Origin of the sequence: Corynebacterium uropygiale (genome assembly GCF_021568315.1) — a bacterium.
Taxonomy (GTDB): Bacteria; Actinomycetota; Actinomycetes; order Mycobacteriales; family Mycobacteriaceae; genus Corynebacterium; species Corynebacterium uropygiale.
Genome location: NZ_JAKGSI010000006.1, coordinates 55,274 through 79,153 on the forward strand (window position 1 = coordinate 55,274; position 23,880 = coordinate 79,153).

A 23,880-nucleotide genomic window follows, 5' to 3' on the forward strand; every position below is an offset into this window, starting at 1 on the left:
CCGACTTCTCTTAGAGACTACCAGTTAGACGTACGTGTTCAGTGCAGCGACAATCTCCGCGGCCTGGCGAACTCCGACCATCTCCTCCACCTTCTTGCCCTCGTGGAACACCATGAGGCAGGGGATGGACATGATCTGGTAGACGGCGCCCAGGGTGCGCTCCTCATCGAGGTTCACTTTGCCGACGACGGCCTTCTCCCCCATCTCCTCGGCGACGGCCTCGATAACCGGGGCGAGCTTGCGGCAGGGGCCGCACCAGGAGGCCCAGAAATCGACGAGGACGGGGCGATCGGACTCGAGGACTTCCTGCTTGAAGGTGGCCTCGGTGAAATTCTTCACAGTGCTCACTGCGTGTCTCCTTGTTGGTCGGTGTTGGTCGGTTGAGGGGTGGGATCAGAGCTCAGCGAGGTAGTGCTGGGCGTCGAGGGCCGCTCGGCAGCCGGAGCCGGCGGCCGTGATGGCCTGCTGATAGTGGGAGTCGACGAGGTCGCCGCAGGCGAAGACGCCGGGCACCGAGGTGGCCGTCGACGGATGCGAGACGGTGACGTAGCCGGCGTCGTCGCACTCCACCTGCTCGCGGACGATCTCGGAGCGGGGATCATGCCCGATGGCGACGAACATGGCGGTGACGTCGAGGGTCGAGAGCTCATCGGTCTGGGTGTCGCGGAGCTCGAGGCCAGAGACCTTCTCCTCGCCGAGGACCTTGTTCACCGTGGCGTTCGTGATGAAGCGGATCTTCTCGTTGGCGCGGGCGCGCTCGAGCATGATGGGCGAGGCGCGGAACTCCTCGCGGCGGTGGATGATGGTCACGCTGCGGGCAAACTTCGTGAGGAAGGTGGCCTCCTCCATGGCGGAGTCGCCGCCGCCCACCACGGCGATGTCGTGGTCGCGGAAGAAGAAGCCATCGCAGGTGGCGCAGGAGGAGACCCCGCGGCCAAGGAGTTCCTGCTCCCCCGGGACGCCGAGGTAGCGGGTGGCGGAGCCCATCGCGAGGATGACGGTGCGGGCCTGGAACTCCTCCCCCTCGGAGACGACGGTCTTGATGTCGCCGTCGAGGCGGACCTCGTCGACGAGCTGCATCCGGAGGTCGGCGCCGAAGCGCTCCGCCTGGGCACGCATCTGGTCCATGAGCTCGGGGCCCATGATGCCCTCGCGGAAGCCGGGGAAGTTCTCCACCTCCGTCGTGGTCATGAGGGAGCCGCCGAACTCGATGCCCTCAAAAACCAGGGGCGAGAGCTCTGCGCGGGCCGCATAGACAGCGGCGGTGTAGCCGGCCGGGCCGGAGCCGATGATGATGACATCGTGAACCGTGTGGGGTTCCGCCATGATGAATCCTCTTTCCTCGAGTATGCTCGAATCCGGGGGTTAATCTTATCGCAACAAGGGCGATTATAACGCTTTCCCTATCATCCGCGGAAGAGGCAGGCGGAGCCCCGGCGAGAGGACGTCAGCAGAGGCCGTCGGCTCGCGCCTCTTCGAGGATACGCCGGAGCTGTTCCCGCGCCCGCCCGCGTCGAGACTTAATGGTCCCCGGCCGGACGTTGGCGATTTTCGCGGCGGAGGCGATGTCGAGGCCGTAGAGGTCGACGAGGATGAGGGCGTGGGATTGGTCGGGGCACAACTGCGCGAGCGCGGCGCTCAGGGTGAGCGAGAGGTCGAGGTGCCCGAAGGGGTCATGCGTGAGATCCGGATGGGTCTCTCTAGAAGAGTCCTCGGTGTCATCGAGGTGCGGGCTCTCCCGGCGCTGGCGGTGCGTGATGTAGTCGTGCCCACTGTTCATGACGAGGCGGTGGAGCCACGTGCTGAGCGCCGCCTCAAAGCGGAAGGTGTGGAGGTGGCGGCTCGCCTTGAAGAGGGCGTCCTGGAGGATGTCGTGGGCGTCGTGCTCGTTGCGGGCGTAGCGCCGGGCCACGACGAGAAGCTTGGCACTGTGTCGCGACACAATGGTATTGAATGCGGACTTGTCCCCCTTAAGATATGCGCGGACGAGAGCGAAATCTTCATGGTGCGCGTGTGAATTGCTCATGTGTACCCCCGATGGAAGTGCGTGTATTTATTTAAGCGCGAACATTAAACGCACTTTCCGGGGGTGTATGCCCAATGTGTTGGGCATATCGGGGGTCCGGGACCATGAGCTTTGCTTATAGCTTTAAAGCGGATTATCTGTCGAGGTGGCTGCCAAATCGGGGACCGTGGCGCCCGTAATGGTTACATCTTTGACATGGATGTGATTCGGGGGCACCTGCTCCCCCTGGGCGGCCGCCGTGCCGGTTGTCGGGCTGAACCACAGCAGGATCGCCTGGCTCGACGTCTTCTGCGGCACCGAAATGCTGAGCGGAGCATCTTTGAGCGTCGCGCGCTTGAGGGGTCGTGCGGCCGAACGATCGTGGAGCTGATCGAGCGCCACGTCGCGCGGCACGGAGTAGACGGTCACCCGCGTCTGCTCCCCCACCGCGTCGAGGTAAATGCTGCTGAGATTCACCGTGTGCGGGAGCGTGAGGAGGATGCCAAAGCCCTGCTCCTCGCCCTCGCCGCGCATGTCGGGGGATTCCCACTCGGTAGCGGAATTGCCGTCGATAATTGCGGGGATGGGGGCGCCCTCCGGGGCGTCGGCCGGGGCACTGCCTGCGTCGGGGGCGTCGGGGGCCGTGGGGGTGGCGCTGCCCTGCTCGCCGTCGTGTGTGCGCGGCCACCACAGCCGGGCGGAGGTCGGGTATTGCGTGCTCACCGCCCCTTCCTGCTGGGTGGAGTGGAAGCTATCCACGCTGATGGGAGACTCGTCGCGGTTGCCGACGAGGAGGCTGGCGAACCATGCGGACATCGCCGCCACGATGATGACGAGCAAGAGCACGAGCATGCCCATGAGCGTGAGCGTGTGCCCGCGGTAGGACTTGGAGCCGAATCCGGGCTGCGCTGTGGGCTGCGGGATCTTCTCCTCGCCCTCAAGCACGATGCCCGGGGTGGCCTCGACGTCCGGCTCGTCCTCGGCGTCCTGGCCCGTGAGGCCCACCTGGCGGAGGTGCTCGGCGAGCTGCGCCATGGACACCTGCTCGCCCTCGGAGGAGTCGACCTCACCCTTGAGCTGGGCGGTCGCGGCACGCGCCTCGTCGCGGACCGCGAGGACGTCCGTGGCCTCGGACTCGTCGGAGACGAGGGCGCTGAGCGTCGAGGCGATGGCGGAGAAGTCGTCCTCATAGGTGGCCCCACCGAGGACCGCCGGGAAAGCGAGGACGGCCACGCCCTCCGTGCTGATACGGATGCGCGAGCGGTTATCGAGGCCGAGCGGGGTCTTGACCTGGTGGGCGGCCGCGGCGGCGTCGGCGACCTCGGCGGTCGCGAAGGCTGCCGCGTGGGGGTCCGCTCCCCCGCTGTCCGCGACGTCGCGCAGCGGGCGCCCCGGCACCCAGTCCGCGACGACAAGGCAACCGGAGCGATAGGCCCGGACCTCGATGTTCGGGGCGATCCCCGGGTGCTCGAGGGCGGCGAGCTTCCTGGTGCGGCGCACGACCTCGCTCGCCGCGCCCGCGGCCGCCGCCGGGGAGGCGGGAGCAAGCGGGGCGGATCCGGAGGTGTCGACGAAGACCAGGGCCACAGTCCGGCCCGTTGCCAGCTCCTTCGCCTGCCAGAAGCGCGCCCCGGGGACGGAGCCGTGATCGGCGAGGAGGCGGAAGCGGCCGTCGGCCACCGGCGCACCCGGGACGAGGCGCGGGCCGCGGACCACGCCCGCCGACATGGGCGGGGGCACCGGGGAGGCGTTGAAGGCATCGATGCCCTGCATCTGGGCGGAGAGCTCCTGCTGGGTGGGCTCGGCGATGGCGATCTGCTCGTCGGTGTTCGGGCGGACGAAGCGGCGCAGGCCCGGGATCCGGCCCATCGCGAGGCCCACATTCTGGACCTCGGGGAGGCCGGAGAAGGACAGCGCGACGCCCGTCACGACGAGGAAGAGGATCCCCATGATGCCGAGGTGGAGGAAGGCGCCCACCTTGCCCATCGCGTCGAGGACGCCGCCCAGCAGGTGGGAGACGATGACGTTGAAAATCCACGAGGCGAGGATGCCAGCCAGCGAGGCGCCGACCGCCCACGCCGTCGTGTGGAGGATCGTGCGGGACTGCAGGTGCCCGAGCTTGCGACGGAGCAAGAACACGCCGATGAGCGCGCCAGCCACGAAGCCAAAACCATTGGCCGCGCCGAGGAGGACGACGACCCGTTCCTGGGAGGAGGCCACGAGCGGCGCCAGATAGCTGAGCACCACTTTGGCGACCGTGATGCCGGCGATGATGAACGTCGGCGTCCAGGCCTCCTCGCGGGCGTAGAAGACGCGGAGGTGCAGGAGCACGAGCGAATACGGGATGAGCGTGAACGCGGAGAAGCTGAGGGTCCAGCCGAGGAGGTCCGCATCATGGGTGGTGAAATCCCGGAAGGCAAAGAGCGTCTGCGCGATATCCAGACCGAAGAACGTGAAGAAAATGACGACCGGGATGAGCGCGATAAACGTGAGCTTTGTCGCCAGCGTGAGATCCCGGACCACCGCCTGATCATCGCCCTCCGCGGCATAACGAGAAAGCCGCGGCATAATCGCGGTGAGAAGGGTGACGCCAATAATGCCATAGGGCACCTGGAGGAGCAGCCAATGCTGGGAATAAATGAAGGGCGCAGAGGCGTCCGAACCGGAGGCGACTCGGGTGCTAATGGCGTAGCCGAATTGGGAAATGCCAACATAAACAATAATGGCCAGTCCCATACCGGCGAATTGTTTGAGCCTGGCGTCAATACCCCACAGGGGGCGCAGATTCACCCGAGCGCGCCGCAGCGGCGGGAGCATGATGAGGAACTGCACGACGACGCCGAGCGTCGTGCCCAAACCCAAGAGCAGGACGTGCGGGTCAAAGAGGCCGCTCGGGGCGGAGGGGTCCAACTCCCCGGGGAGGAATTGGTACACGAGGAGCACCGCAATGCTCACGATATTGTTAGCCACCGGGGCCCAGGCCCCCGGCCGGAAATAGCCCTTCGTGTTAAGAACCGCCATGAAGAGCGAGAACATTCCGTAGAAGAGTACCTGCGGCAGCAGCCAGATGGCGAAGGACGTGGATTGGATAACGTTGACTTCGCCGTCGGCACGCAAATACATGCGCACGAGAATGGGGGCCGCTATCACGACGCACAATGTGACGACCACAAGGATGGTCATGGAGAGCGTAAAGAGGCGGCGAATAAATTCTGCGCCGCGGTCCTCGTCTTCTTTTTCTGCGCGGACCAGAACGGGCACAACGAGGGAGGTCAGAACGGCGCCCAGAACAATCTCGGTAATGAGATTAGGGAGAGTATTTGCCGTGTTAAAAGCGGAGGCGACGGCGGAGCCTAAGCTCGTGCCGATAAGAACATTCCGCAAAAAGCCCGTGATACGGGAGAGGAGGGTGGGAATCGCCATGGATCCCGTCGAGCGGACGACGTCGGTGTCGCTGGGTTTATCGTCGACGGCGGTGTCCGTCGCGGTGGCGGCGGGCTGGGCCTTGAGCTCCTTCACCGGGATGGCCTCGGCGGTACGGGTGGCGCCGGGCGCCCGGTCGAGACGAGACTTGTCCTCCTGCGGGGGGAACTCCGGGGAGGCCGAGCGGGAGGCGGGACGCGGTTCGGGAACCGGCGCCGGCGGCGAGGGCGGAACGATACGCGACCTCAGACCAGCCCGCGGGGCCGAAGAACTGCGATGAGCCGGATCAGTGGGATTCACGGGAACCATTCTGTCTGCTTCGAGGAGGACGAGGACGAGGCTGCGCCGCCCGCGAGGAAGGATGATGCTCCCGCGCCCGCTGGCGGTGACGACCCACCCTAAACACCAGAATCAGCGAGAGGCCAATCACGGCGATGAGAGTGAGCCCAGACGTGCTGAACATGCCCGCGCGGTCTTGGACCGTGAGGTCCACCGGCGTGGAGATGGCCGCGCCATCCAGGGTGGATAGCCACAGCTGCACGTGCGTCTGATCGTGCTCCCGGGGGATCTCCGGGGTTAACTGCACGGTAATGGACCCCGATGCCGGAATGCGGACCTTCTCCGGCGTGTGGATTGTGATGTCTTCCGCTGCGGTGTACTGGACCACGGCGTCCACGGGGAGAGGCAGGCGATTCTCGGCCACCACCATGAGCGGCGAGGAGTCCGAGGTGCGAGTGTAGACCCCACCCGGCGGGATAAGGCTGACGGCACGCCCTAAGGCGAGGAGCCGCTCCCGATTCTGGCGGAGGTGATCCGTGGTGAGATCGACGGAGGCCTGGTACGTGCTGAGCGATTGGCGTCCCGAGGCGCCCAGGCTGCGAAGAAGCTCCTGGCGCAGGGGGTTGCTGAAGGTGTAGCGCGTCAGGGCGATGGTGGGGTCATTGGTGAGAAGCCGGGTGAGGTCATCGGTGAAGGCGGCTTCGCGTCGGGCCTGGAGGACCTCGGTGTCACTCATGATAGCCGGGTCCTCGTAGGGAGAGCCCGTCTCCGCGATGCCGGGGAAGCCCTCCGCGGAGGCCGGGGCTGCGGCGAGGGCGTGGGCCTGCTCCTCGTTGGGGTGGAGGTAGAGGCGAAGGCCCATCGGCCGGGCGTTCTCGCGCTCGAAGAGGGAGCTCGCCGAGGTGAGGAGCTGCTCCGCCGTGTTGGCGCCCAGCTCCGAGGGCGGCATGACGAGGAGCGGCTGCGTGGGTCCCGGTTGGGCCGCGAGCTCCTGGGCGGAGAGCTGAAGGGCGCTCGCGGCGGTCGCGTCACGGGCAGCGGCGGAATCGAGGGAGGCGTCAAAGCGCGCATCCGGGTTGGCATAGCCGAGGGTGCGCGGGTGCGGTCCCGTGGATGCGAGCGTCGCGGCGAGGGAGGCCTGGTAGGACACGGCGCGAATCCCCGGCGCGAGCTGCGTAAATCGCTCCTGGCTCTCGGGGCTCCACACGGTGTTGTTGGCGACGAGGACCGAGACGGGATTCTCCGCCGGGGGCACGGGCGGCTGGGCGGTGGAGTTGGGCGGAGTCTGATCCTCGTTGAGGGTGGTCTCCGCGTCCGGAGACGTGCCCGCGGGGGTGGACTGGGACGTCTGCTCGAAGTCCTCCTCGATGCCGGTGGTGCTCGACGCCCAGCCCAGCGCCCGCACCGTGGGCGGGGAAACATAGCCCGACTCGGGGATGACGACATTCTCCACCGGCGTGACGCCGAGCGTGCGCTCCAGGACCTGGGGGCCTCGCTCGAGTGCCTCCCGGGCGAGCCACGAATTGTTCGTGGCGGCGACGGCGTCGAGGTCCGTCGTGGACCACGGGAGGCTCACGACGCACGTCTCGGCGGCGAGTTCCTTGAGGTCCTCCAACCAGGCGCGGGCGGATTCGGCGCCGCGGCCGGGTGTGGCGGAGGTATCCGAGGAGGTGGAGCCCCAACTATCGCGAAGGCGCTGGCCCGAGGCCTGGACCTGGGGGCGGTTCTCCCCCACCTCATAGCCTTCGCTCATGCGGCTGACGGCGTCGATGAGGGCCGGATCAAGCGCCAGGCAGGCGGAGGTGCGGAGCGAGGAGGCCGCGGGGTGGGCGTCGTCGCCACCGGAGTCGGCGAGGAGGTGCTGCCGGTAGGTCTGGAGGAGATCGTGGAGGCGGCCGCCCTGGGAGAGCTCCTCGGCGAGGCGCTCGGAGGAGAGGAGCAGCGGGGCGCGGCCGGGGGCTTCGCCGGTTTCGCCGGGGACGATGTCGACGGGGCTACTCAGGGGGAGGATGAGGCTGAGGTCGGGGGCGTGGTGCTCGGCGGTGTTCTCGGGGTCGTCTGGATCGGTGGGTTCGTATGCGGAGGAGGTCTCCCCGTGGACGGTGAGGAGGAAGCGCTGGCTCGTGAGCTGGGTGGCGCCGCTGCCGGGGGTGGAGCCCTCGACGCCGAGGAAGATGGGATAGATGCCGGGCTCGCCGATGGGGAGGGCCTGGGGATCTTCGGGATCGGTGGGGATATCCACCCAGGCCTCGTGGGTGCCGCCGGGTGCGAGCTCGGCGTCGAGGGACAGGCGCGTGCTGCCCTCGGCATAGGCGGCCCCGTTGAGAGAGAGGATTTGGCGCGTGTGGGCGAGGGCATCCTGCTCCTCGGCTCGGCGCGCGAGGAGGGTGAGGTGATCGACCGGCTGGTCGCCGTCGTTGCGAAGTTTCACGTGAAACCTCATCGGCGCGCCGGGGGCGTCGAGGCTGCTGGGCAGCTCGAGAATGTCCATGTGAACGGCCGATTGGCGGTCATCGGAGCGGAGCGCCGGGTTGTCCCACTGCGCGCGCACCGCCGGGTCCTCGGGGTTTGTGGGAACGGGGATCCCCTGGGCCGCGGCGGCGGGAAGAGCAAAGGGCGAGAGGCTGCCGGCGAGCGGCCCCAGCGGCACGAGGGCAGCGCACGTCCCCAGCACACTCGCCCCCACGAGGGCGCAACTCCTCCGGACGCGGATGCTCATCGAGCTCATCGAGGCGTCACCCTTCCCGCGGCCTTCTCTGCGCGGGCGAGCTCGGGCAGGCGGTTGAGCGCCGTGCGGGCGAGCTTCCGCTCATCCGCGTACGCGAGGTGCTCGATGAGCTGGCTCACCGGGATCCACGCGACCTCCGTGACCTCCGGGTCCTCGTCGTTGAGGACGCCGTCGACGAAGCGCAGGAGGTGGTGGTGCACCGTCTTGTGGATTCGCACCCCCTCGGACACGAACCAATAATCAATGACGCCCAGCTCAGCGATCACTTCCCCGCTGATGCCGGTCTCCTCCCAGACCTCGCGCTCCGCGGTGGTCCACGTGGATTCGTCTGCCTCGACGTGGCCCTTAGGCATGGACCACAAGAGACGCCGACGACGGTCCAAGCGTCCGATCAGCGCGACGTAGAGCCTCGACATGTCCACGTTCCCGCGCTCGGAGACGGCCTCAGCGAGCCCCGAAATCACGAGGCCTCCCGCGGAGGTCTCGTGGCGCGTCGGCATGGAGCTGCTCACCGGGGCCCGGCGCGCCGGGGACGTGCGCCGTTGCGCGGCTGTGCCTGTGTTCCGCGGGCGGCCGCCGCGGGAGCGCTGACGCGAGGAGGAGCGCTTGGATCCGTTCCTCGAGTTCTTCCCGGTCTTGCCGCTGTTGCCGTTCTTGGTGTTTTTGCTGTTCTTGCCGCTCGCATGGGGCTTGTTCTGGCCGCCGCGGCCGCCCTGAGAATCGCCGCCGGTGCTCGTGTTCTTCGCGGTGTTGTGCGCGGTGTTCTTCGCAGCGTGGCTGGAGCGCCGCCGCCGCGAGCGCCGTCGACGACGACGCGCCGGGCGCGCATCAGCGCCCGACGCATCGCTGGCGTTCGCGCGGGGGTTCTCGGTCATTCCTTATATGGTAACCGCTTGGGTCGGGTGAACCACGATCGACGCGGCCAAGGTCGAGCCGAAAGCGCCAAGGTAAACTCAGCCGCGTGACATCCGAGGACGAGAACACCGAGAACACTGAGACGAACACCATGGAGAGCATTGCCCTGCTCGCACGGGGTCAGAGAGCTGTCGAGGAACTCGTACCAGTGATCGGTCCCCTCGTGGCGGACTTCGCCGAGGCAGGCGAGCGCCTCTATCTGGTGGGCGGATCGGTGCGCGATGCGCTGCTGGGCCGCCTCGGGAATGACCTCGACTTCACCACCTCTGCGCGACCGGAGACGATCCAGCGCATCCTGGAGAAGCACAGCCCCGCGGTGTGGGACACGGGCATCGAGTTCGGTACCGTGTCCGCGGAGTACCGCGGGCAGCAGATCGAGATCACGACATTTCGCTCCGACAGCTATGACGGGCAGTCCCGCAACCCAGAGGTGCGCTTCGGCGACACCCTGGAGGGCGACCTCATTCGTCGCGACTTCCGCGTCAATGCCATGGCCGTCGAGCTTCTCTGGGAAAACGACGAGGTCATGTTCATCTTCCACGACCCGCTCCAGGGCTTAGCGGATGCCGAGGAGCGAGTCCTCGACACCCCGGACAGCCCGGAGATTTCTTTCCACGACGACCCCCTGCGGATGCTCCGCGCCGCGCGCTTCGTGAGCCAGCTGGGCTTCCGCCTCGCCCCGCGCGTCATGGCAGCGATGAAGGACATGGCCGCCGAGATCGACCGCATCTCCGCGGAGCGTATCCGCGCTGAGCTCGACAAGCTCATGCTCGGGGCCGCCCCGTGGACGGGCATCAACGTGCTCGTCGCGACTGGCTTGGCGCAGCGCATCTACCCGGAGATCTCCGCGATGAAGCTCGCGCAGGACGAGCACCGCCAGCACAAGGACGTCTATGCCCACTCCCTCCAGGTGCTGCGCCAGGCCATGGATCAGGAGGAGGAACCGGACCTCGTGCTCCGCTGGGCGGCGCTCCTCCACGATTGCGGGAAGCCGGATACCCGCGCCTTCGGCGAGAACGGGCAGGTCACCTTCCACCACCACGAGGTGGTGGGCGCCAAGCTCGTGCGTCGGCGCATGCGGAAGCTCAAGTACTCCAAGCAGATGATCGCGGACGTCAGCCAGCTCATCTACCTGCACATGCGCTTCCACGGCTTCGGCGACGGCCAGTGGACCGACTCGGCGGTGCGGCGCTATGTTGCCGACGCCGGGGAGCTCCTCCCCCGGCTGCACAAGCTCGTCCGGGCGGACTGTACGACCCGGAACAAGCGCAAGGCCCAGCGGCTGCAGCGCACCTATGATCGCTTGGAAGAGCGCATCGCGGAGATTGCCGCCAAGGAGGATCTCGCGCGGGTGCGCCCCGATCTTGACGGCAATGAGATTATGGAGATCCTCGGGTTGCCGCCTGGGCCGGCCGTCGGCCAGGCGTGGGCCTACCTCAAGGAGCTTCGCCTTGAGCGGGGGCCGCTCGACCGGGAGGACGCCATCGCCGAGCTCCGGCGCTGGTGGGAGGAGAAAGAAGGAGACGCGCGTGTTTGAGGTTTTTGGTGATCGGCTCTTTAACGGCCTGGAGCGGATGAGCCCGGCGGCGGGAATGCTGCTGGTGGCCGCTCCGGGGATGCCCTCGCCGGACTTCGCGCGCAGCGTGATCCTCATCGTTGAACACGACTTCCAGGGCACCTTTGGCGTGGCCCTCACCGAGCGCAGCGATACCGCCGTCCACTCCGTCATGCCCGAGTGGGTGGACCTCATCGCGAAGCCGCAGGCGGTGTACGTCGGCGGGCCGGTGGACCCCCAGGCGGTGGTGGGCCTCGCGGTGACGCGCCCGGAGGTGGACATTGCCGAGCACCCGGAGCTCAACCGGCTGGCCAACCGCCTCGTTCACGTTGACCTCAACTCCACCCCGGCGAGCATGGCCGAGCTCCTCCAGGGGATGCGCCTCTTCGCGGGCTATTGCTCGTGGGCGCCGGGGCAGCTCAACGCGGAGATTGAGCGCGGCGATTGGTTTGTCACGCCCGCCCTGCCCTCCGACGTGACGGCGGCAGGCTCCGTGGATCTCTGGGGGGATGTCATGCGTCGGCAATCCCAACCTCTCCCGCTCTTTGCGACGTTCCCGGCCAGTATCGTCGAGAGCTGAGGAGAGCGTGTGTCACGTGAAACATATGACGATATTCGCCGGGCGATCCGGGAGACGTGGTCGGTAGGCCTCGGGCTCATCCCCCTGGGGCTCGCTTTTGGGCTGGTCATGACGCAGGCGGGCTTCGCCTGGTGGTGGACGCCCATCTTCTCCACGGTGATCTATGCAGGCAGCATGGAGTTCCTGGCGGTGAACCTCGTCGGCAGCGGGGTGGGGCCAATCTCCGCGGCGATCACGGGATTCCTCGTGAACTTCCGGCACATCTTCTACGGGCTGAGCTTCCCGCGCGAGCGCATCGGCTCCCGCGTGGGGCGGGTGTACTCCACGTACGCCCTCACCGATGAGTCCTATGCCATCGCCAGCGTCCGCGCGCACGCCGGCACGAGCGGGGCCTGGGTCCTCACCGTGCAGATCCTGTGTCAGCTCCTGTGGCTCGGCTCCGGGATCGTGGGGGCGCTCGCCGGCGTCGCCCTCCCCGACAGCCTCCAGGGCATGGACTTCGCGCTCACCGCGCTGTTCGTCGTGCTCGCATGGGAGGCGTTGGAGAAGAATAAGGACCTCTCCCTCCCCCTCATCGCGGCGGGGCTGGGGATCCTTGGGGCGATCCTCGTGCCGCAGCAGATGCTCATCGCGGCGCTGGGGGTGTATGCCCTGCACATCGTGGCGCGCTCGGCGAACCCCCGCCTTGACGCCGCGCTCGAGATCCGAAGGGGGCGCCCATGAGCCACTATGGTCTCCCCGAGAGCGTCAGCCTCAGCGACGTCTGGCTCGTGCTCATCCCCGTGGGCATCGTCACCGTCCTCATCCGCCAGGCCCCCTTCTCCTTCCTCTCCCTGCTCAAGGGCAGCCCCCTCGTCGAGTTCTTCGGCGCCATGATGCCCGTGGGCGTCATGGTCATCCTCGTGATGTACACCCTCCACGGGCAGCTCGACGCCCCCGGCGGCCTCCTCGCCTCCGGCATCGCGGTGGCCATCACCCTGCTCCTTCACTGGTGGCGACGGGATTCTGGGCTGAGCATCGTCGGCGGCACAGCGAGTTACATGCTGCTGGTGAACTGGGTGTTCTAAGACCCGTGCGCGCGGGGATGGGCGTCGGGAATAAACCCGCTGCGCGCGGCGTTGAGGGCAACATGACTAGCACGCCTCAGACGACCGAACCCGTGACGATTTACGCCACCACCTGGTGCCCCTACTGCGCCAAGCTCATCCAGTCGCTCAAGGAGATGAACATTCCCTTCGACGGCTGGGATGTGGAAAAGCACGAGGACCTCTCCGCGTTCGTGGAGTCCGTGAACGACGGCAACCGCATCGTTCCCACTGTCCTCTACTCCGACGGCACCACCGCCACCAACCCGGACCCCAAGGATGTCGCCGCGAAGTACCGCGAGCTCACCGGCGTGAGCGAGGGGAACTAGAACTCGCCCAGGCGGGCACGGGCCTCCAGCCACAGCGCCTCGAAGTCCGCGGCGCTGAGGGGCGAGGCCTCAATATCGGGGAAATCCGCATACGTGTCCGGGTGCGGCACGACCGCCTGCGGGGCCTGGCCGAGCCCCCGCGAGCCCTTCTCATGACCGGCCCCCCGGATGACGCCCTCGGCATCCGTCTCGATGATCCGCTTCATGCGGCAAGTGTGGGCGTCGAGCGGCTCCAGCTCGGCGATATGCGTGACGCTCCCCGCGCCGGGGATGCTGAGATCAATGCGAATATAAAGAGGTTCAGCCACGGGGCACAGTCTAGTGACTCCCCCGCGGCTCCCCCACCCCCGATGGCACGACGAACCCCTACTCCCCCGCCGCGTCCGCCGCGCGGCTATAGCGGGCCGCCAACCACGAACACATCATGAGCTGCACCTGGTGGAAGATCATGAGGGGCAGGATGAGCAGCCCGAGCGTCGAGCCCCCAAAGATAACCGAGGCCATCGGCAGGCCCGTGGCCAGGGATTTCTTGGTGCCACAGAACTCAATGGCGATGACATCCGCGCGGGGGAAGCCGAGGCGCTCCGGGACGGCCTTCGTGAGGTAGAGCATGAACGCGACGATAAGGACGGACAGGAGCACCAGGAAGCACACCTGCCAGACGGAAATATCCGACCAGATGCCCGCCACAATGCCCGAGGAAAAGGCCGAGTAGACAACCATGGCGATCGAGCCGCGGTCCACGGTCTTCGTCGCCTTATTGGCCGCGACATCCTTCACCCAGCGGCGCAGCAGCTGCCCCAGCACGAAGGGCAAAAGCAGCTGCAGCGCAATGTCCAGGAAGACGGAACCGTCAATCTGCACGCCGCTTCCCGTCGACATGAGCAGCATGACCAGCAGCGGGGTGAGAAAGACACCCGCGAGATTCGACGCCGAGGCCGAGACAATCGCGCCGGCGACGTTCCCCCGCGCGATCGACGTGAACGCCACGGAGGACTGGACCGTCGAGGGCACAAGCGTGAGGAAGAGGATCCCCATCGAGAGGTCGTGGCCCACCACGTGCTCGAGTGGGCGCAGGAGGATGCCCAGCAAGGGGAAGAACGCGAAGGTGAAGAGCAGGATCGTGAGATGGAGCTTCCAATTCTTCAGACCCGCCAGTGCCTCCTGCGTGGACAGGCGCGCCCCATAGAGGAAGAAGAGGAGCGCGATGGCGAGCGTCGTCGCCACCCCGAACACGTCCGCAAACGTGCCCCGAGCAGGCGCAATGATGGCGATCACCACAGCCGCCACGATGAGAACAATGAGCGGGTCCAGAGATCGGAGACGTGACACCATACCGCGCAGTCTACTGGCCGACGCTCAGCGTCCCCGCATTCTCCTCCAGGTGCGCGGCCGTGAGCGGCTGGCCCGAGGGGCCCGTGAGCACCGAGCCATCTGCGATGCTGAACACCGATCCGTGCGCCGGGCACACCACCGTGTCCCCGTCGACGGCGTTGATCGTGCTGCCCTGGTGCGGGCAGACGGTGGAATATGCGCGATACTCGCCCGCGGTGGGCTGAGCCACGATGAACTTCCCGACGATCACCGCGCTGCCCACCGGCACATCGGTGGCCGCAACCTCGGCCGTGGAGTCACCGCAGGCGGCGAGGAGCGCACCGGCGAACGTCGTTCCCACGCCGGCGAGGAAGAGCCGGCGCGAACACTGAAAGGGGGCGTGATGAGTCATGCCCCCAGGCTAGGCGCCCGCGGTGGCTGGCGCCGAGCCGGCCCCGGGCCGGCACCTAGCCGGCCAGCGTGGCGGCCTTCATCGCGGAGACGTAGTCGGTGATTTCCGCCTGGAGTGCCGCCATGTCGGTGACGTGGGAGGGCTCGGGGTGCTGGCCCTCGACGTGCTTCTCGATGATCCGGGTGATCGCAGAGCCGGTGATCGCCCCGGCCGCGCCGGCCTCGAGGGCATCGCGTACGTGCTGCGGCTCGGAGATGCCGAAGCCCAAGAGGATCGGCGCGCCGTGGAAGCGCTGGACGTTGGCCACGACGTCGGCGAGCCCGGTGGTGGAGGACTCGCGCTCCGTGCCCGTGACGCCATCCCGGGAGATCGCATAAATGTATCCGCGGGAGAGGGCGGCCACGCCGCTCAGCGTCTCCTCGCTGGCCTGCGCCGGTGCGATGAAGATCGGCTCGATGCCGGCGCGCTCGGCGGCCTCGGCGAAGGGGCGGGCTTCCCGGACGGGGATGTCCGGCAGAAGGATGGAATCAGCACCGGCCTCCGCGAACTCTCGGTAGAAGGCGTCGATCCCCCGGGTGAAGGCCACATTGCCATAAATGAGCATGCCGATGGGCAGCTCGGGGAACTCCGCGCGCAGGGTGCGGATCTGCTCGAGCGAGTCCGCCACCTGGGCGCCGTGATCGAGGGCGCGCAGGTGAGAGCGCTGGATGGTGGGGCCGTCGGCCACGGGATCGGAGAAGGGGACGCCGAGCTCGAGGGCGTCGGCGCCAGCGCGGACGGCGGCGCGGATGATGTCGAGGGCCTCGGCCGGTGAGGGGTCGCCCAACATGAAGAAGGGGACGAAGGCCCCCTCCTTGGCCTCGCGGAGTCGGGCGAAGAGAGTGGCATAGCGGGACATTAGTTCTCCTCCTTGAGACGCAGCTCGGGGTGGGCCTCCAGGGTGCGGCGCACGTGATCGATGTCCTTATCCCCGCGACCCGACAGGGAGACGAGGATGGTGAGGGGTGTGCGCTCCTCCTCGGCCGTGCGGGCGCGCTGGAGCGCATAGGCCAGCGCGTGGCTGGATTCCAGCGCCGGGATGATGCCCTCCTTGAGGGAGAGCAGCTGGAAGGCACGGAGTGCCTCGGCGTCGGGGATCGCGACGTACGTCGCCCGGCCGCTCTTGTGCAGCTGCGCGTGCTGCGGGCCGACGCCGGGGTAGTCGAGCCCGGCGGAGATGGAGTACGACTCCTCCACCTGGCCGTCGGCGGTGCGCATGAGGTAGCTGCGGGCGCCGTGGAGGATGCCGACGGAGCCGTTGGTGATCGTGGCACCGTGCTTCCCCGTCTCGAAGCTCTCTCCCCCGGGCTCCGCGCCGACGAGCTCAACGGACTCATCGTCGATGAAGTCCGCGAACATGCCGATCGCATTGGATCCGCCACCCACGCAGGCGACGACGACATCCGGCAGGGCGCCAATGCGCTCGAGCATCTGGCGTCGGGCCTCTCGGGAGATGACCCGGTGGAATTCGCGGACGATCGTCGGGAAAGGATGCGGGCCGGCGGCGGTGCCGAGGAGGTAGTGGGACTCGTGGAAGGTGGCTGTCCAGTCGCGGAGGGCCTCATTGACGGCGTCCTTGAGAGTGCCGGCCCCGGACTTCACGGAGACGACCTTGGCTCCCATGAGTTCCATGCGGTAGACGTTGGGCTGCTGGCGGGCCACGTCCTCGGCGCCCATGTAGATGACGCACTCGAGGCCGAGGAGGGCACACGCGAGGGCGGTGGCCGTGCCGTGCTGCCCGGCGCCGGTTTCCGCGATGATGCGCGTCTTGCCCATGCGCTTCGCGAGGAGCGCCTGCCCGATCACCTGATTCGTCTTGTGCGCCCCGCCGTGGACGAGGTCCTCGCGCTTGAGGAAGATCCGGGCGTATCCGTGGCCCTCGCCGTCGAGCGGGAGGTTCTGGCACTCCGTGATGGGGGTCGGGCGGCCGAGGTAATCCCGCAGGTAGCGGGCAAATTCCGCGCGGAACTCGGGATCATGGGTGGCGTCGACGAAAGCCTTCTCCAGCTGGTCGAGCGCGGGGATGAGGGACTCGGGCACGTACTGCCCGCCGAACTCGCCGAAGTAGGCCGGCAGGAGGGTCGGGCCCTCGTCGAGGAGGGGGCCAGCCGGGAGGACCGACTGCTCATCGATTTCGGCCTGCGCGGCGTGCTGATCGTGGATGGTGTTCTCTTCGCTCATGGTGTGTCCTCGTGCGTGTCGCGGGAGAAATCGCGGATGGTGCGGAAGATTGACGTTAACAAAGCGGCATCCTTGTGCCGAGCCCATCGCCCGGCCCCGGCGGGGTATTCCACGCCAGAGTTGAGGTCGACGCCCAGCAGGCCGGCGTCGAGCGCCTCCCGGATATTGTCCGGGCCGATGCCCCCGGCGAGGAGGGCAGTGGACGTGACGGACTCCGGGATGCGGGACCACGGGAAGGCCTGGCCGGTTCCGCCCTCGCCGGAGTCGAGGACGAGGCGGCTGATCTCGGGGTGGCGTGCGAGGGCCTCGGCGGTGGCGGGGCCTTGCTCGGAGCTCATGGAGATGGCGCGCCAGATCTCGATATCCGGGCCGACCTCCGCGCGGACGCGGCGGATGAAGGCCTCTTCCTCTTCCAGGCTTCCCTGCAGCGGGGCGTGCAGCTGCACGGCGCTGATCCCGGGGAGGAGGAGCTCCGACCAGTTCTCGGTGCGCCGGGAGACGGCGACGTAGCGAAGTCCGGGCTCGGCGCGCATGATCTCCGCGGCTGTTTCACGTGAAACATTGCGGGGCGAGGCGGCTTCGAAGATGAGTCCGCCGTAGACAGCGCCGGCGGCCTTCGCGGCCTGGGCCGCCGAGCCGCTGCGCAGGCCGCAGACCTTGTTCGGCCCGTAGACGAGCTCGCGCGCGGCGAGGTCGATGTCCGGCTGGCTCGTCAGCTGCGAGCCGACGAGGAAGGCGTGCGAGTGTCCCCCGAGCGCCTGCACGGTCGCGTGATCGCGGATGCCCGATTCCGAGACCAGCACCGCGTCCTCCGGAATGAGCGGCGCCAGGCGGGCCGAGCGCCCGAGGTCGATGCTGAGGTCGTGGAGGTTGCGGTGGTTGACCCCGAAGATCCGCGCCCCGAGGGATGTTCCACGTGAAACCTCCTCCTCGTCGATGACCTCCGTGAGGACGTCGAGGCCGAGACGCTCGGCCTCGGCGGAGAGCGCCCGGTACTCGTCATCGTCGAGCACGGAGAGCATGAGGAGAATGGCGTCCGCGCCGAAGTAGCGGGCCGCGTGAATCTGCACGGGGTCAATGATGAAGTCCTTGCAGAGCACCGGCAGGTGCGTCGTCGAGGCCACGGCGGCGAGGTGGTTATAGTCCCCGCCGAAGCGCTCCGGCTCGCAAAGAACGGAAATGCCCGAGGCATAGCGGGAGTAAATCGAGGCGATCTCGGCGGGGTGATAGTCCTCGCGGATGAGCCCCAGCGAGGGCGAGGAGGACTTGCACTCCATGATGAAGCGGTTCGCGGCGCGCTGAGCGCCGGCCACTCCCCCGCCGAGGCTCGTGTAGAGGGAGCGCGTGGAGCGCGGCAGCCGCGCCGGGTCGACGTGAGCGATGCGCTCACGGATCTCCGGTAGGTGCGTGCGGCGGGCGCTCACGATGCCCTCGAGCACGGTGGGGATGTCATTCTGCATAGTTCGCCTCTTCGTGGGTTTTCAGCCAGCGCTCGACAGTGCCATCGGCCATGAGCTCCTGGGCCCGGGCGGTGCCTTCCGCGAAGGTATCCACCAGGGAGTTGAGGTAGAACATCGCACCGGCGGACACGGCGATGGCATCCCGGTGCGCCTGGGGGCCCGTGCCGTTGAAGGCCGCGTAGAGGTGCTGCGCGTTCTCCTCGGCATCTCCACCGCGCAGCTCCGCGAGATCATGGCGCTCCACCCCGAGGTCCTCCGGGGACACCGTGTACTCCTTAATCTCCCCGTCCGGGAGCAGCTCCCAGATCTGGGAATCGCCCCAGACCGCGAGCTCATCCGTGCCCGCCCCATGAACGACGAGCGCCCGGCCCCGCCCCAGCTCGCGGAAGACCTCCGCGATCATGCGCCCCGTCCGCGGCTGCGCGACGCCCATGATCTGGAACTCCGGGCGCGCCGGGGACAGCACCGGGCCGAGAGTGTTGAAGATCGTCGGAACCTTCAGTGCCCGACGCACCGGCTGGACGTGCGCCACCGCGGGGTTGTACGCGGGCGCGAAGAGGAAGGTGAAGTTGGAGGCCTCGAACTGGCGGACCGCGCGGTCCGGGTCGAGGTCGAGCGGGATGTTCATCGCCTCGAGGACGTCCGCGGAGCCCGACTGGGAGGACACCGACCGGTTCCCCACCTTGACGAGCTTGCATCCCCCCGCCGCGGCGACGAGCGAGGCCGCCGTCGTGATGTTGATGAGATTGGCGTGATCGCCGCCGGTCCCCGCCGTATCGAGGAGCCCCTTCCCCGTGATCGGGAACGGGCGCCCGGCGGCGAGGAAGGCCTTCGCCGCGCCCGCGAGATCCGCGAAGGTTTCCCCGCGCGTGCGGATGGTGCAGAGAAGGGCGGCGATGTGGATATCGTCGTATTCGCCCACGGTGAGCGGGGTAAAGACCTCGATGGCCTCCTCGACCGTGGGATTCGGGTTGTCCAGATAGGCGACAAGTCGCTCAACAGTGCTCGGCTTGGTCATGATGCGTCCTTAGTGGGTGGCTGAGTGGGTGGTCAACAAGTACTCGATGCTGCGCTGAAGGATGAGCGGCCCCGCCGGGCTCAGCACGCTCTCCGGGTGGAATTGCAGGCCCATCGCTCGCCCCGGCCCCTCGGCGACGGTGGTCTCCGCGGCCATCGTGATGGGGCCGCGCGGAGTCTCGATGCTCGCAAGATTCCGCAGGCCCTCAGGCGTCGACGTGCACCCCAGCGAGTGATAGCGCGCCACGGGCACAAGAGACCCATCGCGTTCGGGGTGCTCGGGATCGCGATCGACCGTGAGCCCCGCGAAGACCGGGTGCCGCGCGCCCGCCTCGGTGAGAGTCATGTTCTCGGAGTGGCCATGCACAGCGCCGCACGGCCCGACGCTCCCACCGAAGTGCTCGATGAGCGCCTGGAAACCGAGGCAAATCCCCAGCACCGGGACGCCCCGGCCCCCGTGCCCCGGCGCCTCCAGGGCCGCACGGAGGATATCCATGAGCCGCCCCGCCTCCGAGGGGTGGCCGGGCCCGGGCGAGAGGCACACGAGATCCGGCTCCGCCGTGAGGACCTGCTCTGGCTCCACGGTGTTCCGGAAAACGGTGCAGGCGTTTCCCGTCGTCGCGAAGGCGTCGACGAGGTTGTACACAAAGCTGTCGCGGTTGTCGATCAGGATGATGGAGTTGCTCATCGGATAACCTCCAGCGGTCGGTGGGCGGCGAGGGCCAGGGAATTAAGCACGGTGTAGGCCTTGTGGAGGGTCTCATCGGCCTCGGACTGGGGGCGGGAATCCCGGACCACGCCGGCGCCCGCCTGCACGATGGCCTGCCCATCCTGCACAAAGGCGGAACGAATGACAATGCAGGTGTCCATGTCCCCCGTGCCGCGGAGGTAGCCGATCGCCCCGCCATAGGACCCGCGGCGTTCCTTCTCCACCCCGCGGATGAGCTCGGTGGCCCGAAGCTTCGGCGCGCCCGTCAGCGTGCCCATGTTCATGCAGGCACGGTAGGCGTCGAGGGCATCGCAGTCCTCCGCGAGCGTTGCGACGACCCGCGAGACAAGGTGCATCACCCGGGAGTAACGGTCCACGTGCAACAGGTCGACGACCTTCCGCGTGGCCGGCACCGCCACACGCGCGAGGTCATTGCGCGCGAGGTCCACGAGCATGACGTGCTCGGCGAGCTCCTTCGCATCCGTGCGCATGTCCAGCTCGGCGCGGATGTCCAGCTCGTGATTGACCGAACCATCCGGGTTGAGGCCGCGCGGGCGCGTCCCGGCAACGGGATAAATCTGAATCTCCCGGTTCGCGGCCGTGTACTTCACGTTCGACTCCGGCGAAGCACCGAAGAGCTCATAGGGGCGCTCCCCCTCCGGGGTGCACGTGCCGCGAACATAGAACATGTAGGGGCTGGGGTTCGTGGCGCGCAGCTGGCGGTAGGCGGCGAAGGCGTCCGGGCACGGAGAGAGGAAGGCGCGCGCCGGGACGACCTGGTAAATCTCCCCCTGCTCGATGTCATTTTGCAGGTCGCGGACGATGCTGCAGAACTCCTCGTCCGAGATCGTTGCCCGCACCTGGAGGGGCTCAGCCTCCGGATCGGTGGCCTGCGCCGGCGCACCCGTGGGGGCGGCCTCCTCCGGGGAGTCCGCGATCGAGCGGGCTAGCTCCTCCAGCTCCGCCTCGAGGCGCGCGCGATCCTCAGGCTGGCAGAGGGCGCTGAGCTCCGCGCGGTGCTCCTCATGGTTGATCTCCAGCAGAATCTCCGCCGCGATGAACTGATAATCCGGGTACGTGTTGGCGGAGGCCCCCACCTCCGGGAGCTCCTCAAACGTCCCGAGGTAGTCATAAGCCCAGCCGCCCGCGAGGAACGGCAGCGCCCCCGCCGCCCCCTGCGCACCGGGGTCCTCCCGAACCCCGGAGTCCCGCTGCAGGCGGCGCAGCGGCTCCATCGTGCTCACGGCTTTGAGGCGGTCTCGCTCATCGATGGCCTCGGAGGCCGGGAAGCGGTAGACGGAGTGGCCCTCGACGCTCAACTCCGGGACGCGGTACTCCCCGATCTGGGAGTCGAGGCGGCGCAGCATCGCCTGGCCCGTCGGGGTGAGAACGTGCGCGCTGACTTCGTCGTTTTCGCAGGTCACGCGCAGGGCGGCGCGGAGCACCATGACGGAGGTAATGCCGGAATGGGTGGTGACATCCGCGCTCTCAAGGAGGACGGAATCCGTGGCCCGGGTGCCGCCGAGGTGGGCGAAGAGCGCGGAGGCATCTTCGCGATACGCAACCTCCCGGCGGAGGACATCAAACTCCGGGCGCGGCGCGGAGTGTGCGGGTGGGGTCATCGTGGAGAGAGCCTTTCATCGAGTTCGCGGTCGGAGGGGTATGAAAAAAGGGCCCGCTGGTGCTTCGTGATGAAGCCGCGGACCCTTCTGCCGAAGTATGGGGAGACGCAACAGCTGGTGGCCCGCTACACAGCGTGCCACCACCAGAACCGGAGCTGATCGCTCAGCGGGGAGACGTCCTTCATAGTTGTGAAACTAGTGGCGGTGGAGGGGATTCGCAACCAGCCCCGCCGCGTGGGGGTAGCCCGCGGCCGGCCCCTCCCCCGCCAGAGGTTCGACGACGCCCACCCGGTGCGCACCCCCTCGGCGCGGTACGCTCCGCCTAGTCCTGGGAGCGGGCGGCGCGGCGGAGGGCGTCGAGGTCCACCTGCGGTTGGGGCGTCGTCGGCTGCGAAGAACCTGTCCCACTCTGCGCGCCGTCCTGTGCGGAACCGCCGCTGGAGCAGCAGGAGGAGTTGTCCTGCGCCTCGGCGTCGAGCAGCGCGGCCGTGCGCGCCCCGGCGCTCGCGCCCGCGCCCAGCGCGTAGAGGGCGATGAACACGGCGGCCAGCGGGATGAGCCACAGCCAGCCGAAGGCGACGTAGGCGACGATGGCGCCGAAGAGAAGCGCGATGCCGCCGAAGATCCACACCGGGCCCGCGACGGCGTGGGCGCCCGCCCACACCTCGGGGGATGTGCGGACCTCGGGGACGCGGAGCCCGATGACATTGTTCCCCGGGAGGCGCCGCCGCCACGCGAGAACACCGACAACGAGAAGCACCACCGCGAGGATTAACAGTATGGTGCCCACAACACTATTCATGTGTTCCACCCTATCCGGGGAGAGGTGATGCCTGTTCACCGGGGTGACGTGCGGTAATGTTCATCACACAAGCAATAATTCTGGCCTCAGCGCAGAGAGAGACATACTCATGGAACTGAAAAAACTCAGCTCCTCGCTATTGTTCCGCGTGGTTGTAGCGATCATCGCCGGCATAGTGTGCAGCTTCTTCTTCCCCGTGTGGTTGGCGCGGATCTTCGCCACCTTCAACGGGCTCTTCGGGAACTTCCTGAGCTTCTTTGTTCCCGTCCTCATTTTCGCCCTCATCACCCCGGCCATCGCGGGCCTCGGACGGGGCGCCGGCAAGTGGCTGGGAATCACGACGGGGGTGGCCTACGTCTCCACGATCGTGTCCGGCATCATCGCGTATCTGCTCTCCCTGGCCGTGTATCCGATCCTCCTGGGCGGCGATCGGCTGTCCTCCGCTGTGGACGTCGAGGAGGGCGCTCTGCAGCCCTACTTCACGGTGGAGATGGCCCCGCCGCTGGAGGTCATGTCCGCGCTGCTCCTTGCGTTTGCCGTGGGCCTGTCGATGACGGTCGTGAAGTCTGACACCCTCTACGAGGGGGCCAAGGACCTCCAGCGCGTGGTGATGAAGGTGATCGAGAACTTCATCATCCCCCTCCTCCCGGTGTTCATTTTCGGTATGTTCCTGGGACTGGGCATGAACGGGAACCTGACCTACACGCTCATCACGTTCGGTAAGGTCCTCATCCTCGCGACGGTCATGACGATCCTCTACGTCATCGTCCAGTACCTGCTGGCCGGCGGCATCGCCGGGGTGAACCCGCTGCGCGCGCTGAAGACCATGCTTCCCGCCTACGCGACGGCGCTGGGCACCTCCTCCTCCGCGGCGACGATCCCTGTCACCTACTCCTGCGCCCGGAAGAACGGGGTGGAGCATAACGTCGCCGGCTTCGTCGTGCCGTTGTGCGCGACCATCCACCTCGCAGGCTCGATGATGAAGATCGGCCTCTTCGCCTTCTCCATCATGTACATGACGGAGACTCCGGTCTCCCCTGGCCTCGCGGTGGGCTTCATCATGATGCTCGGCATCACGATGATCGCCGCCCCCGGCGTCCCCGGCGGCGCGATCATGGCCGCGGTGGGCCTCCTCCAGAGCATGTTGGGTTTCGACGGCGACCAGGTCGCCCTCATGATCGCGGCGTACATCGCCATCGATTCCTTCGGGACGGCCGCGAACGTCACGGGCGATGGTGCTATCGCTCTCATTATTAATCGCTTCGCGAAGGACTCCATGCCGGAGAGCCAGGCCGCCGAGGAGGCTGGGCTCGTGGACTAGCGCCGGCCGGCGTCGAGAAAAGTGAAGGCCCCTCCCGCTCGTCCTGGGAGGGGCCTTCGTCGAGCTTGTCGCGTCCGCCGCCACCTGGGCTACTACACTAATGA

At 67.5% G+C, this 23,880-nt stretch carries 22 protein-coding genes; 6 read left to right on the forward strand and 16 right to left on the reverse strand.

The genetic code is table 11. The annotated features are described in order from the left end of the window. Positions 1-24: 24 nt before the first annotated feature. The 6 genes from trxA to L1O03_RS10740 form a co-directional block, all read right to left on the reverse strand. Positions 25-348 carry a thioredoxin gene (gene trxA, locus L1O03_RS10715; RefSeq protein ID WP_236119916.1) on the reverse strand — a complete coding sequence of 108 codons (324 nt, stop codon included), beginning with the start codon at positions 346-348 and terminating at the stop codon, positions 25-27. A gap of 45 nt (positions 349-393) precedes the next feature. After that, positions 394-1,326, reverse strand: coding sequence for a thioredoxin-disulfide reductase (gene trxB / locus L1O03_RS10720; protein WP_236119918.1), 933 nt, complete (start codon positions 1,324-1,326; stop codon positions 394-396). 121 nt (positions 1,327-1,447) lie between these two features. After that, a complete protein-coding gene (locus L1O03_RS10725) occupies positions 1,448-2,026 on the reverse strand; it encodes a sigma-70 family RNA polymerase sigma factor (RefSeq protein ID WP_268914286.1) in 579 nt (192 codons plus the stop codon). Between the two features lie 123 nt (positions 2,027-2,149). After that, positions 2,150-5,737 carry a murein biosynthesis integral membrane protein MurJ gene (locus L1O03_RS10730; protein WP_268914287.1) on the reverse strand — a complete coding sequence of 1,196 codons (3,588 nt, stop codon included), beginning with the start codon at positions 5,735-5,737 and terminating at the stop codon, positions 2,150-2,152. Beyond that, the gene (locus L1O03_RS10735; protein WP_236119928.1) at positions 5,715-8,435 is read right to left on the reverse strand and encodes a hypothetical protein; all 2,721 of its coding nucleotides are present in this window, start codon (positions 8,433-8,435) and stop codon (positions 5,715-5,717) included. Before L1O03_RS10735 ends, L1O03_RS10730 begins: the two co-directional genes overlap by 23 nt. Further along, positions 8,432-9,310, reverse strand: a complete 879-nt coding sequence (locus tag L1O03_RS10740; RefSeq protein ID WP_236119930.1) for an NUDIX hydrolase — start codon at positions 9,308-9,310, stop codon at positions 8,432-8,434. Before L1O03_RS10740 ends, L1O03_RS10735 begins: the two co-directional genes overlap by 4 nt. Before the next feature lie 131 nt (positions 9,311-9,441). On the opposite strand from L1O03_RS10740, the gene L1O03_RS10745 reads away from it, so the two are divergent. The 5 genes from L1O03_RS10745 (at position 9,442) to L1O03_RS10765 (ending at position 12,899) form a co-directional block, all read left to right on the forward strand. Beyond that, positions 9,442-10,887 (forward strand): CCA tRNA nucleotidyltransferase, encoded by a 1,446-nt coding sequence (locus L1O03_RS10745; protein ID WP_236120024.1) that lies wholly within the window; start codon positions 9,442-9,444, stop codon positions 10,885-10,887. Then, the gene (locus L1O03_RS10750) at positions 10,880-11,485 is read left to right on the forward strand and encodes a YqgE/AlgH family protein (protein ID WP_236119932.1); all 606 of its coding nucleotides are present in this window, start codon (positions 10,880-10,882) and stop codon (positions 11,483-11,485) included. Before L1O03_RS10745 ends, L1O03_RS10750 begins: the two co-directional genes overlap by 8 nt. Positions 11,486-11,494: 9 nt before the next feature. Next, the gene (locus L1O03_RS10755; RefSeq protein ID WP_236119934.1) at positions 11,495-12,208 is read left to right on the forward strand and encodes an AzlC family ABC transporter permease; all 714 of its coding nucleotides are present in this window, start codon (positions 11,495-11,497) and stop codon (positions 12,206-12,208) included. Then, positions 12,205-12,552, forward strand: coding sequence for a branched-chain amino acid transporter permease (locus tag L1O03_RS10760; protein ID WP_236119936.1), 348 nt, complete (start codon positions 12,205-12,207; stop codon positions 12,550-12,552). Before L1O03_RS10755 ends, L1O03_RS10760 begins: the two co-directional genes overlap by 4 nt. Before the next feature lie 62 nt (positions 12,553-12,614). Beyond that, positions 12,615-12,899 carry a mycoredoxin gene (locus L1O03_RS10765; protein WP_236119937.1) on the forward strand — a complete coding sequence of 95 codons (285 nt, stop codon included), beginning with the start codon at positions 12,615-12,617 and terminating at the stop codon, positions 12,897-12,899. Here the strand turns inward: L1O03_RS10765 and L1O03_RS10770 are convergent. The 10 genes from L1O03_RS10770 to L1O03_RS10815 all read right to left on the reverse strand — a co-directional run bounded on the left by L1O03_RS10770 (position 12,896) and on the right by L1O03_RS10815 (position 22,455). Next, positions 12,896-13,207 carry a hypothetical protein gene (locus L1O03_RS10770; protein WP_236119938.1) on the reverse strand — a complete coding sequence of 104 codons (312 nt, stop codon included), beginning with the start codon at positions 13,205-13,207 and terminating at the stop codon, positions 12,896-12,898. The genes L1O03_RS10765 and L1O03_RS10770 overlap by 4 nt on opposite strands. Positions 13,208-13,265: 58 nt before the next feature. Beyond that, positions 13,266-14,234, reverse strand: a complete 969-nt coding sequence (locus tag L1O03_RS10775) for a bile acid:sodium symporter family protein (RefSeq protein ID WP_236119939.1) — start codon at positions 14,232-14,234, stop codon at positions 13,266-13,268. Positions 14,235-14,244: 10 nt separating this feature from the next. Then, a complete protein-coding gene (locus L1O03_RS10780) occupies positions 14,245-14,625 on the reverse strand; it encodes a Rieske (2Fe-2S) protein (RefSeq protein WP_236119946.1) in 381 nt (126 codons plus the stop codon). 55 nt (positions 14,626-14,680) lie between these two features. Beyond that, positions 14,681-15,523 (reverse strand): tryptophan synthase subunit alpha, encoded by an 843-nt coding sequence (gene trpA / locus L1O03_RS10785; protein WP_236119947.1) that lies wholly within the window; start codon positions 15,521-15,523, stop codon positions 14,681-14,683. Next, positions 15,523-16,845, reverse strand: a complete 1,323-nt coding sequence (gene trpB, locus L1O03_RS10790; protein ID WP_236119948.1) for a tryptophan synthase subunit beta — start codon at positions 16,843-16,845, stop codon at positions 15,523-15,525. Before trpB ends, trpA begins: the two co-directional genes overlap by 1 nt. Continuing rightward, entirely contained in the window at positions 16,842-18,305 is a 1,464-nt protein-coding gene (trpCF, locus tag L1O03_RS10795) for a bifunctional indole-3-glycerol-phosphate synthase TrpC/phosphoribosylanthranilate isomerase TrpF (RefSeq protein ID WP_236119951.1), read from the reverse strand. The genes trpB and trpCF overlap by 4 nt, the downstream gene beginning before the upstream one ends. Beyond that, on the reverse strand, positions 18,295-19,323 hold the full coding sequence (gene trpD / locus L1O03_RS10800) for an anthranilate phosphoribosyltransferase (RefSeq protein WP_236119953.1): 1,029 nt from the start codon (positions 19,321-19,323) through the stop codon (positions 18,295-18,297). The genes trpCF and trpD overlap by 11 nt, the downstream gene beginning before the upstream one ends. 9 nt (positions 19,324-19,332) lie before the next feature. Further along, the gene (locus L1O03_RS10805; RefSeq protein ID WP_236119962.1) at positions 19,333-20,010 is read right to left on the reverse strand and encodes a glutamine amidotransferase-related protein; all 678 of its coding nucleotides are present in this window, start codon (positions 20,008-20,010) and stop codon (positions 19,333-19,335) included. Next, positions 20,007-21,653 carry an anthranilate synthase component 1 gene (locus L1O03_RS10810; RefSeq protein WP_236119964.1) on the reverse strand — a complete coding sequence of 549 codons (1,647 nt, stop codon included), beginning with the start codon at positions 21,651-21,653 and terminating at the stop codon, positions 20,007-20,009. Before L1O03_RS10810 ends, L1O03_RS10805 begins: the two co-directional genes overlap by 4 nt. 322 nt (positions 21,654-21,975) lie before the next feature. Then, complete coding sequence (locus L1O03_RS10815; protein WP_236119968.1) at positions 21,976-22,455, reverse strand: SdpI family protein; 480 nt, start codon at positions 22,453-22,455, stop codon at positions 21,976-21,978. 109 nt (positions 22,456-22,564) lie between these two features. Here L1O03_RS10815 and L1O03_RS10820 point away from each other — a divergent pair, with 109 nt between their 5' ends. Further along, positions 22,565-23,776 carry a dicarboxylate/amino acid:cation symporter gene (locus L1O03_RS10820; RefSeq protein ID WP_236119969.1) on the forward strand — a complete coding sequence of 404 codons (1,212 nt, stop codon included), beginning with the start codon at positions 22,565-22,567 and terminating at the stop codon, positions 23,774-23,776. The last annotated feature ends 104 nt before the right edge of the window (positions 23,777-23,880 follow it).

Bases quoted from the DNA above. Each gene is read 5' to 3' on its own strand.
- trxB (WP_236119918.1), bottom strand. From the start codon at position 1,326: ATGGCGGAACCCCACACGGTTCACGATGTCATCATCATCGGCTCCGGC.
- L1O03_RS10725 (WP_268914286.1), bottom strand. From the start codon at position 2,026: ATGAGCAATTCACACGCGCACCATGAAGATTTCGCTCTCGTCCGCGCA.
- L1O03_RS10730 (WP_268914287.1), bottom strand. From the start codon at position 5,737: ATGGTTCCCGTGAATCCCACTGATCCGGCTCATCGCAGTTCTTCGGCC.
- L1O03_RS10735 (WP_236119928.1), bottom strand. From the start codon at position 8,435: ATGAGCTCGATGAGCATCCGCGTCCGGAGGAGTTGCGCCCTCGTGGGG.
- L1O03_RS10740 (WP_236119930.1), bottom strand. From the start codon at position 9,310: ATGACCGAGAACCCCCGCGCGAACGCCAGCGATGCGTCGGGCGCTGAT.
- L1O03_RS10745 (WP_236120024.1), top strand. From the start codon at position 9,442: ATGGAGAGCATTGCCCTGCTCGCACGGGGTCAGAGAGCTGTCGAGGAA.
- L1O03_RS10760 (WP_236119936.1), top strand. From the start codon at position 12,205: ATGAGCCACTATGGTCTCCCCGAGAGCGTCAGCCTCAGCGACGTCTGG.
- L1O03_RS10765 (WP_236119937.1), top strand. From the start codon at position 12,615: ATGACTAGCACGCCTCAGACGACCGAACCCGTGACGATTTACGCCACC.
- L1O03_RS10775 (WP_236119939.1), bottom strand. From the start codon at position 14,234: ATGGTGTCACGTCTCCGATCTCTGGACCCGCTCATTGTTCTCATCGTG.
- L1O03_RS10780 (WP_236119946.1), bottom strand. From the start codon at position 14,625: ATGACTCATCACGCCCCCTTTCAGTGTTCGCGCCGGCTCTTCCTCGCC.
- trpA (WP_236119947.1), bottom strand. From the start codon at position 15,523: ATGTCCCGCTATGCCACTCTCTTCGCCCGACTCCGCGAGGCCAAGGAG.
- trpB (WP_236119948.1), bottom strand. From the start codon at position 16,845: ATGAGCGAAGAGAACACCATCCACGATCAGCACGCCGCGCAGGCCGAA.
- trpCF (WP_236119951.1), bottom strand. From the start codon at position 18,305: ATGCAGAATGACATCCCCACCGTGCTCGAGGGCATCGTGAGCGCCCGC.
- trpD (WP_236119953.1), bottom strand. From the start codon at position 19,323: ATGACCAAGCCGAGCACTGTTGAGCGACTTGTCGCCTATCTGGACAAC.
- L1O03_RS10805 (WP_236119962.1), bottom strand. From the start codon at position 20,010: ATGAGCAACTCCATCATCCTGATCGACAACCGCGACAGCTTTGTGTAC.
- L1O03_RS10810 (WP_236119964.1), bottom strand. From the start codon at position 21,653: ATGACCCCACCCGCACACTCCGCGCCGCGCCCGGAGTTTGATGTCCTC.
- L1O03_RS10815 (WP_236119968.1), bottom strand. From the start codon at position 22,455: ATGAATAGTGTTGTGGGCACCATACTGTTAATCCTCGCGGTGGTGCTT.
- L1O03_RS10820 (WP_236119969.1), top strand. From the start codon at position 22,565: ATGGAACTGAAAAAACTCAGCTCCTCGCTATTGTTCCGCGTGGTTGTA.